Source organism: Priestia sp. SIMBA_032 (assembly GCF_046535215.1).
In the GTDB taxonomy this organism is placed as follows: Bacteria; Bacillota; Bacilli; order Bacillales; family Bacillaceae_H; genus Priestia; species Priestia aryabhattai.
The window spans coordinates 1-464 of record NZ_JAWRXD010000133.1 but is presented as its reverse complement, the minus strand read 5'-3'; the positions used below and the strand labels follow the sequence as shown (position 1 = coordinate 464).

Annotated in this window: 1 protein-coding gene; it reads right to left on the bottom strand. The window is 48.5% G+C overall.

Translation table 11 applies throughout. The annotated features are described in order from the left end of the window. Positions 1-87 precede the first annotated feature (87 nt). Positions 88-464, bottom strand: a 377-nt coding sequence (locus SB717_RS33660; protein WP_410907141.1) for a hypothetical protein, incomplete at its 5' end; no start/stop codon positions are given.

The window sequence follows — 464 nt, the reverse complement described above, 5'->3', positions numbered from 1 at the left end:
AAGATAAGGCAATCGAGCTGAAATCCGCGCCACGTTTTCGAATGCGCTGAATCGTGGCGCGATAAATGAGAGTTCAGCGTTCTGAATTTACCTACGGTAGGACTGACATACATCCAGAGATCTGTATTTTTTCTCGAGACTCGACTCCCCCTGCGCGCGCTGGACGTCAGAGAGTCGCGGAATTACGTAGGCGGGACGTTGGAGTTCCTCTTCAAGATCTGTGATTTCTTTCCGGATTGGCGCACAGGGGTCTGAGCTTCTTAGCGATGCGCTCAATTGCGCAACACGCTCCTCAAGTTGTTTTGCTTTTAGCTCACTTTCATCAAGCAGCTTCTTGTCATATTTGTTGTCGTTCTGCTCCGTCAGGAGTTGTTTACGTAGATCGTCAATTTGCAGTTGAAGAGATCCCTTTTCTGCTTTGAGCTTTTCGTTCTCGGACTTGCTCTCAACAAGCTGGCCTTTTG